Annotated in this window: 1 protein-coding gene; it reads right to left on the bottom strand. The window is 36.6% G+C overall.

Annotation, left to right across the window (positions count from 1 at the left end; translation table 11 throughout):
* A partial coding sequence (locus tag G6042_RS00510; RefSeq protein ID WP_211161589.1) for an HU family DNA-binding protein occupies positions 1–247 on the bottom strand: 247 nt, incomplete at its 3' end.
* Positions 248–320 lie beyond the last annotated feature (73 nt).

Genomic DNA, 320 nt, shown 5'->3' on the forward strand with positions numbered 1-320 from the left:
TTTGAAACGTGCCCAAAGGTTCTAGTCTAACGATTTCGCCTTTTTCTAAATGGTCTTCCAATACTTTTACTAAACTAATGACTGCGGCATAACAATCAGCTTGTGTTAGCGATGTAGCTTGAGCAATTTCTTCGGTTACTTTCTCTAAATCTACTTCGCCTGTTTTAGTTGCTTTTGGGTAATAAAGCAGCGGTGCATTGGGTTGCGTTGGATTAGTTTTTCCAATTGGCGTAATGAGTATGGCCATATTTTTAATGGATAAGAGTTACTATTAATACTTGTCAGAACAAAGATAGAAATTTACCGCGGTAATTTATTCA

The sequence above is a fragment of the Flavobacterium solisilvae genome, from assembly GCF_012911605.1.
GTDB lineage: Bacteria > Bacteroidota > Bacteroidia > Flavobacteriales > Flavobacteriaceae > Flavobacterium > Flavobacterium solisilvae.